Consider the following 9,623-nt stretch of genomic DNA (forward strand, 5'->3'; position numbering starts at 1 on the left):
TTACCTCGGTCGGTGGATATGAGCGCTCTGTACCAAGCCGAACGCGAGCATCAAGACCAACATGGCCGAACCGCCATAGCTGACCAGTGGCAGCGGTACGCCGACGACCGGGGCGAGGCCCATCACCATCGACATGTTGACGGCGAAGAACAGGAAGAAGGTCACGCCAATCCCAAGGATCAGAAGCGAGGAATAGCGGTCGCGGTTCTGGAGTGCAGACACGATGCAGAAGACAAGGATCAGAACGTAGAGGAGCAGAAGGGAGATGCCGCCGATGAAGCCGAATTCCTCGGCCAAGGTGTTGAAAATGAAGTCGGTGTGTTTTTCAGGCAGGAAGTTGAGCCGCGACTGGGTGCCTTGCATGAAGCCACGTCCTGTCCAGCCGCCAGACCCCATCGCGATCTTCGCCTGCGTGATGTGATAGCCCGCGCCGAGCGGATCTGAGGACGGGTCGAGGAAGGTGTCGATGCGGCGGAATTGGTAGTCTTTGAGCAATTGCCAATCGGTGCCGCGGCTGAGAAACACGGTGTAGATGCCCCCTATCCCGGCGGCAATCACAGTGGCGAAATAGGCCCAGTGCACGCCTGCGAGGAACATCATCAGACCGCCGCCTGCCACCAGCAGAATGGCCGTGCCAAGGTCGGGTTGGGTCAGAACAAGAAACGTGGGCAACAGGATGATGAATACGGGCACCAGCACCCAGAACGGATGGGAGGTTTTCTTGATCGGGAGCCAGTCGTAATAGGCCGCCAGGATCATCACCATGGCGATTTTCATCAGCTCGGACGGCTGCAAACGCATGAAGCCAAGGTTGATCCAGCGCTGGGCGCCCATGCCCACCGTTCCGAAAAACTCGACCGCAACGAGAAGTGCCAACGCGACGAGATAGGCCATCACCGACATGTTGCGCCAGAACCAGATTGGCACCATGGCGACGATAAACATCACCGTCAGCCCCAGCGCGTAGCGTTTCATCTGCGGTTCCGCCCAGGGGGTCATCGACCCTCCCGCCACGGAATAGAGCATCAAAAGACCGACGCCCGCGATGGCGGTCAAAAGGATGACCAGCGGCCAGTTGATGAACAGAATCTTGCGCCAGCCGCTTGGGACGGTCTTGACGGTATACTCAAGATAACTCATGCGCGGCTCCGGCCATCCGGGTCGTTTTCGCGCAGAACCTGTTGCAGACGTTCCTGCTGGCTGCGGATGCGTTCCCGGTCTTTGGACGGATAGGCGTCAAGCGGCGGGTCTTGCCCGAACAGCGCCTGCAAGGTCACGTCGCGCGCGATGGGTGCGGCCGCCGCCGATCCGCCGCCGCCATGTTCAACGACGACTGACACAGCGATCTTGGGTGCCTCGTAAGGGGCGTAGTTCACGAACAATGCGTGGTCGCGCCTGTTCCAGGGCAGGTCTTCGTTGCGGGTCACCCCGCGTGCACGTTCAGCGGCGGTGATGTTGCGCACCTGGCTGGTGCCGGTCTTGCCCGCCATGCGGACGGTTTCGTCGATGATGCGAGAGCCATAGGCGGTACCGCGCCGGTTGTTGGTCACGGCATACATGGCACGCCGGATCTGGCGCAGATGGTTCTCGTTGAAGCCCAGTTCCGCACCGCCGGTTTCTGCGGTTTCGGTATCGCCGATCCTGCGGACAAGGCGGGGCGTGACCTCTTTGCCGGTGGCAAGGCGGGCGGTCATCACGGCAAGCTGCAAAGGAGAACTGAGTACGAAGCCCTGACCGATCGAGGCGTTCACGGTGTCGCCGATGACCCAGCTTGAGCCACGTTCGCGCTGTTTCCAGTCCATATTCGGAACCAGTCCCTCGGTCACCGCAGACATGCCGATGCCGAACGCCTGGCCGAGACCGAGCCGTCGTGCCGTCTCTGCGATCCGTTCAATTCCGACCTTGAGCGCGAGATCGTAGTAATAGACGTCACAGCTTTCGCGGAGCGATTGCTCGAGGTTCATATGTCCGTGACCGGCACGTTTCCAGCAGTGGAAGCGACGGCCCCCGACCTCCATGTGACCGGGGCACCAGACGGTTTCGTCGGGGGCGACGACCCCGGCATCCAGTGCTGCCAGAACGGTGACCATCTTGAAGGTTGATCCGGGGGGGTACGCGTCTTGCACCGTTTTTGACGCGAGTGGACGGTGATCGTTGTCGCGCAATTCGCCGAAATCGGCGACAGAGATGCCGCGCACGAATTTGTTGGGGTCATAGGACGGAGACGAGGCGATCCCCAAGAGATCACCGTTGTTCACGTCCATCACGACGACCGACGCGCTTTCCTCACCAAGACGGGCCTGAATGTAGCTTTGCAGTTTGGTGTCGACGGTCAGCTGCATGTCGGCACCGGGTATGCCTTCGCGGCGGTCGAGTTCGCGCATCACGCGTCCGACGGCATTCACTTCGACACGTTTGGCCCCGGCACGACCACGCAAGACCTCTTCGTGACGCGCTTCGATACCCACCTTGCCGATCTGGAAGCGAGGAATGCGCAGAACGGGGTCGGGTGTTTCGTACCGCGCCAGATCTCGTTCGCTGACAGGGCCGACATAGCCGACGACATGCGCGAAATCGCCCCGGCGCGGATAGATGCGTGACAGGCCGACCTCGGGCGTGACACCGGGTAGGGCAGGGGCGTTGACGGCGACGCGGCTGATGTCGTCCCACGTCACGCGTTCGGCCACGGTGACAGGCAGGAAGGGTGCGCTGCGCTGCATTTCCGTAAGCGCCCGGTTCAGTTCATCTTCGTCCAGTTCAACCAGAGCGGACAGACGCGCGATCACCTCATCGACATTGCCAGCGTCTTCCTTGACGATCGTGATGCGGTAGGACGGCTCATTACCTGCGATAATCACGCCGTTGCGGTCAAAGATCTGGCCACGGGTGGGCGGGATCAGGCGGATGTTGATGCGGTTTTCTTCGGCGAGCAGGCGGAATTCATCGGCTTGATCAACCTGCAGATGTTGCATGCGCAGCCCGAGCGCCCCCGCAAAGGCAAGCTGCACGCCGCCAAGGAAAAGCCCGCGGCGCGAGATTTTGCGGACGCTTTCCGCGGTATCCTTTGGCGCTCGTCTCATAGGGTCCGCCCCAGCCGATCCATGTCTCCGGGTGCGGATTTGCGCACGCCGAAAAGGAAAAAGGATACGCCCACAGCCGCAGGATAGATGGCGATTGTCATCAAAACCTGAACCAGACTCAACACGAGCGTGCCGGGTGCAAGTATAAGGACCACCATTACCGTGCGGTAGAGGATCGTAATCACGATCAGGGTACCCGCGAAGGTGAGCCATTCAAGAAAAAATGTCGTTTCCCGCTGTCGTCTTTCGCGAGATTTGAGCCATTCTGCTGCGCAAACTACCAGAACTGACCACAGACCGGGGGGGCGTTGAAGCATCATGTCTGCAAGAAGCATCACCCCGGCGACCAGCAGGATCGGAACATATTCGGGTCGGCGCACTGCCCACGCGAAAACCATCGCGACCAACACATCGGGACCGGCCCATTGGCTTGGCGCCGGGTTAAGCGGCAAGAGGTGGAAAAACAGAATCAGCAGCGTCAGCAGAACGAACAGCAGGCGCATGCCCCAGATTTGCAGAGCCCCCGAATCCATTACTGTTCAGGCTCTGCTGCGGCGGCATCGGTGACGCCGGGTGGGGTTTCCGGAAGGATCAGCGCTGATGGGCTGGACACGCGGCGCGCGCCATGATCGCGCAGAACGCGAAGGAATTCGAGCCTCTCATAGTCGGCAGCAAGTCGGGTGCGCAGGCGTCCACCGGGGTCTTGGGCGACTTGTCCGATCAAAAGGCCCGGCGGGAACACGTCGCCATCCCCAGAGGTGACGATGCGGTCGCCGGGGCGGACCTGATCCGGGTTTTCCAGAAAATCGATGGGTGGTGCCGAGGTGTTGTCCCCGACGATCAGCGCACGTTGACCCGAAGGTTGGATCGTCGCCGGAATACGGCTGGTCGCGTCGGTCAGCATGATGACACGGCTGGTGTTCGGTCCGACGCCCGAGATGCGCCCGACAAGGCCAGTGCCATCCATTGTTGCCCAACCGTCAACAATTCCGTCCCGAGAGCCAACATTGATCAGTACCGACTGGCGGAAGGGTGATCCGGAATCCGCCAGAACCACTCCGGTGATGTAGGTCAGGCGCGGATCAAGACGCACGTTGTTCAGGTCGCGCAGTTTGGCGTTTTCCTGTTCAAGCTGGAGCGCGGCTTCTTTCCAGGCGGTCATCTGGCGCAGTTCGCGGCGCAGTTCCTGGTTCTGTTCGTAGATGCGTTGATAGCTGCGGAAATCGCGAACGATGTTCACCGTTGCGGTGACTGGGGCCATCGCCCAGTCAAAGCTGGGGATGACCGTGTCGATCACCGCCGCGCGGAAGCGTTCCACGCGGGGGCTGTCGATCCGCCAGATGAAGAACAGGCCGAGCAAGCACAAGATGACGACCGCCAGCAGCAAGCGCCGCAGAGGGGTTGTGTAGTCTTCGCTGTTGGTGCCGTTCTTCGCCAAAACTTCCCTTTCCAAGCGCAACCCGAAAAAAGGGAACCGGGTTTGAGATCAGGTTGCGCGCACTCTTAACATATAATGGGACAATTGGGTGGTTAGATCAGCTGTCGTAGTCAATCGCGTGGCGGAGCTGTTTTTCATATTCCAGCGCTTTGCCAGTGCCCAAAGCTACACAGTTCAGGCTTTCGTCCGCGATGGACACCGCCAATCCCGTTTGTTCGCGCAGGGCAAGATCCAGATCCCCAAGCAATGCGCCGCCCCCGGTCAGCATCACGCCGCGGTCAACGATGTCGGCCGCAAGGTCCGGAGGTGTGGCCTCCAAAGCGGTCATGACCGCCTCGCAGATCGCCTGAACGGGCTCTGAGAGAGCCTCGGCCACCTGGGCCTGGCTGATCTCGGTTTCCTTGGGCACGCCGTTCAACAGATCGCGCCCCCGGATCATCATGGAGGTGCCGCGCCCGTCATCGGGCATGCGGGCCGTTCCGATCGAGGTCTTGATCCGTTCGGCGGTCGATTCGCCGACCAGAAGGTTCTGCTGACGACGCAGGTAGTTGATGATTGCCTCATCCATGCGGTCGCCACCGACGCGGACCGACCGCGCGTAGACGATGTCGCCGAGAGACAGAACCGCCACTTCGGTGGTCCCGCCGCCGATGTCGACAACCATGTTGCCGGTGGGATCGGTGATGGGCATGCCCGCGCCGATGGCCGCCGCGATGGGTTCGGCGATGAGACCTGCCTTGCGCGCACCGGCAGATAGAACCGACTGACGGATCGCGCGCTTTTCGACAGGGGTTGCGCCATGCGGGACGCAGACGATGATCTTGGGCTTGGAAAAGGTCGAGCGCTTGTGAACCTTGCGGATGAAGTGCTTGATCATTTCTTCGGCCACGTCGAAATCCGCAATGACCCCTTCGCGCATCGGGCGGATTGCCTCGATGCTGCCCGGCGTCCGGCCCAGCATCAGCTTGGCGTCTTCACCAACTGCGAGGACTTTTTTCTGCCCGTCCTTGATGTGGTACGCGACCACAGAAGGTTCAGACAACACGACGCCGCGCCCCTTGACATAGACCAGCGTATTCGCTGTTCCCAAGTCGATGGCCATGTCCGACGAAAACATGCCCAACAGTTTGTCCAGTCCAAACATCTGCGATCTGCCCCGCGCCAATACCTCTTAGGCCAACGACTCTCTGGGTCGTAAGCCGAGGGTCTTATAGGTGTGGTTGGGCGGGGGTGAAAGGGCCAGAACGCGCTTCGCCAGCGTGAATCTGCCACAGCCTAAGGTTAACCTTTTTGAGGGAGGGCAATCGACGGACAAAGCGGTTTGGAGCCGAGCCTGCGACCCGTTCCGTCCGATGGCGCGTATTGTTGCTAGATCGTAAACGGTTAAGGGCCAAGACCCTTTGAAAAGCCATGTTTGCACCTCATTCAGACCTCTTTGCCGACCAACGATGGCCGCAAGTCTGTCTGGGGTTCTTATGATTGGTAAGCTGGTAAAGAGTATCTTCATGCTTGGCTTTTACGCGGTTGGCGTGTGCGCCGTGGTCGGCACATGGGATTACACGCGTCAGGCCAAAGCCGCCGACCACGTCTATTCCTTCGAGGATTATAAAAAGTCGGTCGTGGACCATTACGGTCCCGAAGCGTCGATTGCCTTTGCCGTGATTGATACCGTCAAGACAGGCGCAGCCCACGGGCTCGAGTTGGCGGAAAAATCCGGGACGCTGGCGTCGCTGGGCATTTCGCTGCCTCGGATGACACCCGAACCGTCGGACGCGACATCAGGCGCTGCTGTTCCGCTTGCCGCACCGATTGTTCTGGCTTCGGCAGGGTCGCGGCTCGCACCCGAAAGTTCGCTCTATCCGCGCGCCCGCGTGCTGCAATAATAGCGGGAAACGACAGCGCGTCGTTTTCCTGCTGCAACGTGTCGGGTCGGTTTGGTGGCTTATTTGCGCGGGCGGTATTCACAGGGTCAAACGCCTTGGAGTGAAGACCCATGAAAACGCATGTCAAAGCTTTGGTTGTCGGTGGTGGCGCCGTCGGCACCTCGATTGCCTATCACCTTGCCCGCGCTGGCTGGGACGACGTGATGCTGCTGGAACGGGACGAATTGACGTCCGGTTCGACCTGGCATGCGGCGGGCCTGCTGCCCTATTTCAACATGTCCTATGCGACCACCCACATCCACGACTATTCGATCAAGTTCTACAAGACGCTTGAGGAAGAGACCGGGCTCGATGCGGGGTTCTTTGTCGTCGGCAACCTGCGTATGGCGCAGACCGATGAGCGCATGGATGAGTACCGTCTTTATGCGACAACGGCAGAGACCTGCGGTGTCCCTTGCGAGTGGATGACGCCGTCAGAGATCAAGGCGCGCTGGCCGCTGATCCACACCGATGACCTGAAGGGCGCGATCTATCACCCGACGGATGGCTACATCAACCCGGCGGACGTGACGATGGCGATGGCCAAGGGTGCCCGTCAGCGCGGCGTGGCGATCGAGCGGAAATGGCAGGCCGATGCGTTCGAGTGGAAGGGCGAGCACTGGGACGTGACCTGCACGAAGATGGTCGAAAAGGGCGGCAACCTTGTTCCGTCCGACGAGCAGATCGTGATCTCGGCCGAGCATGTCGTGACCGCGTCGGGCAACCACGCGCAGCGCACGGCGAAAATGCTGGGCATCAAGATGCCGGCGATCCCGGTCGAGCACCAGTTCATCGTGACCGAACCCGATCCGGCGCTGGTCGAATATCGCAAGACCAATGAACAGCACCCCGTGATCCGCGATGCGGATGCCAAATGGTATGTGCGCGAAGAGCGTGGTGGCTGGATCCTGGGTCCGTATGAGCTGAACGCACCCGCCCGGTTTGAATACGGTGTGCCGGACAGTTTCCGCGCCGACCTCTTCCCGCTTGATCTGGAGCGGATCGAGGAAGAATACATGAGCATGATACACCGGATTCCTTCGTCGGAGACCGTGGGTCTCAAGGACGATTTCAACGGTCCGATCTGCTACACGCCCGATGGCAACCCGCTGGTCGGTCCGGCTCCGGGTCTGCGCAACATGTGGCTGGCCGAAGGGTTCTCGTTCGGAATCACTGCTGCTGGCGGCACCGGCTATTACCTTGCCCAGTTGATGGTCGAGGGCGAAGCCGAGATCGACATGGCGTCGCTTGACCCCAAGCGCTACGACTCGTGGATGACCACCGAATATGCCGCGCGCAAGAACGAAGAGGCGTATGAGCATGTCTACATCCTGCACCACCCGGATGAAGAGAGGCCTGCGTGCCGTCCGCTTCGCACGGCTCCGGCCTATGATCGGCAAAAGGCGCTGGGCGCGCAGTTTGGTCATGTGAACGGTTGGGAGCGTCCGAACTACTATGGCCCGCTCGACGCGGATGAAAACTTCGACCATGACGCACGGTCCTTCCGTCGGGGTGGCTGGTGGCAATATGCCGTCGAAGAGGCCAAGGCCGTGCGCGAAGGCGTCGGTCTGATCGACGCGACCGCGTTCACCAAACATGTCGTCAAAGGTCCGGGCGCGACCCAGTTCCTGGATTGGTTCACCTGCAACAAGCTGCCCAAGGTTGGTCGGATCAACCTGACCTATGCGCTGACCGCCAAGGGCACGACGCGGACGGAATACACCATCGTTCGGCTGGCCGAGCACGAGTATTACCTTGTCTCTGCCGGTGCCTGGGCAGCTTACGACGCCGATTACCTGCGCAAGGCGGCTGAGGATAAGATGGGCGAGTTCGGGTATATCGAGATCCAGGACGTCACCACACAGTGGGGTGTCTTTGCCATCGCCGGGCCGAAGTCACGCGATGTGCTGAAAGAGATCGTCAAGGACGCCGATCCCGAGACCGTTCTGGGCAACAAGCGGTTCCCATGGCTGACCTGCCGCGACATCGAACTGGGCATGTGCCCGGTGCGAGCGATCCGCGTTGCCTATACCGGTGAGTTGGGGTGGGAGCTGCATCACCCGATCGAGATGCAGAACTACCTCTGGGATCAGCTGATGGCGGCTGGCGCAAAGCATGGGTTGAAGCTGGTTGGTGCGCGGGCGCAGAACTGGCTGCGTCAGGAGAAATCCTACCGTGCCTTCGGCAACGAACTGGGCCGCGACGCAACCCCGCTGGAAGCCGATCTGCCGCGCTTTGTGGATCTCGACAAAGACTTCAACGGCAAAGAGCCTATGGTGGCCACAGGCGTACGCTCGAAATGCTGCACGCTGCTGATCGACGGGCCGGAGGATGCCGATCCGTGGGGCCGGGAGGCGCTTTATGATGGCGATACCCGCGTTGGGCGTCTGACGTCGGGTGGGTATTCCGTGGCCTTCGGAAAATCCATCGGGATGGGATATGTGAAGCCTGAACTGGCGGGTCCGGGGACCAAGCTCAAGGTCAAGATTCTGGATCAGCTTTGGGATGCCGAGGTGGTTGAAGACAGCCCCTATGATCCGAAGAACGAGGCCATCCGCAAAGACGGATGATCTGGGCGGAACCGGACGCGTCGACGCGTCCGGTTTTTCCGTTGACGGAAAAACGCCCGTGTTGGGCGCTGGGGTTTAGCCCCGTCCAAAGTCTTCTGTGGTGACCACGTTGTCGCCATTGCGGTCCATGCCAGCGAACCATGCGGGCACGGCATCCAGGAATTCTTCGCGCGTGACGTTTCCATCACCATTGGCATCCGTGACTTCTCGTAGCATGCCATTGGCCGGGTTGCGCTTGCCTGTGCCATGGCCCTCGCCGTTTTCGGCCATATCAAGCGCGCGGGCCTCGTCGAAGAGATCGTGTTCTTCGCGTGTCAGAACGCCATTCTCGTCGGCGTCAAAGGTCAGGAACACGTCGCCGCGCCGTTCTGTGGCCTTCCAAGTTCGACAAAATCCGCCGAAATTCGCCTGAATTGAGGGTGGCTGGCTGAGTTATTTCAATGATTTAGCGGTTGTGTTCGGGCAAATTTCTATAGTCACACACATTGCCTATATTGGTGTTGTTTAGTTGAATCTTCGGGCATATCATGTAGGTATGTTTTTCCGGATCAACAAAAGCGGTGAGCGCCGCTATCTGCAGGTTGTCGAATCCTACCGCAATGAGGACGGCAAG

8 protein-coding genes are annotated in these 9,623 nt (G+C 60.2%); 2 read left to right on the forward strand and 6 right to left on the reverse strand.

The window, feature by feature from the left end; genetic code table 11:
• The 5 genes from rodA to JJ869_RS09140 form a co-directional block, all read right to left on the reverse strand.
• Positions 1-1,140 (reverse strand): rod shape-determining protein RodA, encoded by a 1,140-nt coding sequence (gene rodA / locus JJ869_RS09120; protein ID WP_292266353.1) that lies wholly within the window; start codon positions 1,138-1,140, stop codon positions 1-3.
• Positions 1,137-3,080, reverse strand: a complete 1,944-nt coding sequence (gene mrdA / locus JJ869_RS09125; RefSeq protein ID WP_292266355.1) for a penicillin-binding protein 2 — start codon at positions 3,078-3,080, stop codon at positions 1,137-1,139. The genes rodA and mrdA overlap by 4 nt, the downstream gene beginning before the upstream one ends.
• Complete coding sequence (locus tag JJ869_RS09130; RefSeq protein WP_292266357.1) at positions 3,077-3,613, reverse strand: rod shape-determining protein MreD; 537 nt, start codon at positions 3,611-3,613, stop codon at positions 3,077-3,079. The genes mrdA and JJ869_RS09130 overlap by 4 nt, the downstream gene beginning before the upstream one ends.
• Positions 3,613-4,518 (reverse strand): rod shape-determining protein MreC, encoded by a 906-nt coding sequence (gene mreC, locus JJ869_RS09135; RefSeq protein ID WP_292266359.1) that lies wholly within the window; start codon positions 4,516-4,518, stop codon positions 3,613-3,615. The genes JJ869_RS09130 and mreC overlap by 1 nt, the downstream gene beginning before the upstream one ends.
• Before the next feature lie 97 nt (positions 4,519-4,615).
• The gene (locus tag JJ869_RS09140; protein WP_085628165.1) at positions 4,616-5,662 is read right to left on the reverse strand and encodes a rod shape-determining protein; all 1,047 of its coding nucleotides are present in this window, start codon (positions 5,660-5,662) and stop codon (positions 4,616-4,618) included.
• 361 nt (positions 5,663-6,023) lie between these two features.
• Between JJ869_RS09140 and JJ869_RS09145 the strand changes: the two genes are divergently transcribed.
• Both JJ869_RS09145 and JJ869_RS09150 read left to right on the forward strand, forming a co-directional pair.
• Positions 6,024-6,401 carry a hypothetical protein gene (locus JJ869_RS09145; RefSeq protein ID WP_292266361.1) on the forward strand — a complete coding sequence of 126 codons (378 nt, stop codon included), beginning with the start codon at positions 6,024-6,026 and terminating at the stop codon, positions 6,399-6,401.
• Positions 6,402-6,511: 110 nt separating this feature from the next.
• Complete coding sequence (locus tag JJ869_RS09150; protein WP_292266370.1) at positions 6,512-9,010, forward strand: FAD-dependent oxidoreductase; 2,499 nt, start codon at positions 6,512-6,514, stop codon at positions 9,008-9,010.
• 75 nt (positions 9,011-9,085) lie between these two features.
• Here JJ869_RS09150 and JJ869_RS09155 read toward each other — a convergent pair whose 3' ends face one another.
• On the reverse strand, positions 9,086-9,364 hold the full coding sequence (locus tag JJ869_RS09155) for a hypothetical protein (RefSeq protein WP_292266371.1): 279 nt from the start codon (positions 9,362-9,364) through the stop codon (positions 9,086-9,088).
• Positions 9,365-9,623: the final 259 nt, after the last annotated feature.

The sequence above is a fragment of the Marivita sp. genome, from assembly GCF_017643905.1.
GTDB lineage: Bacteria > Pseudomonadota > Alphaproteobacteria > Rhodobacterales > Rhodobacteraceae > Marivita.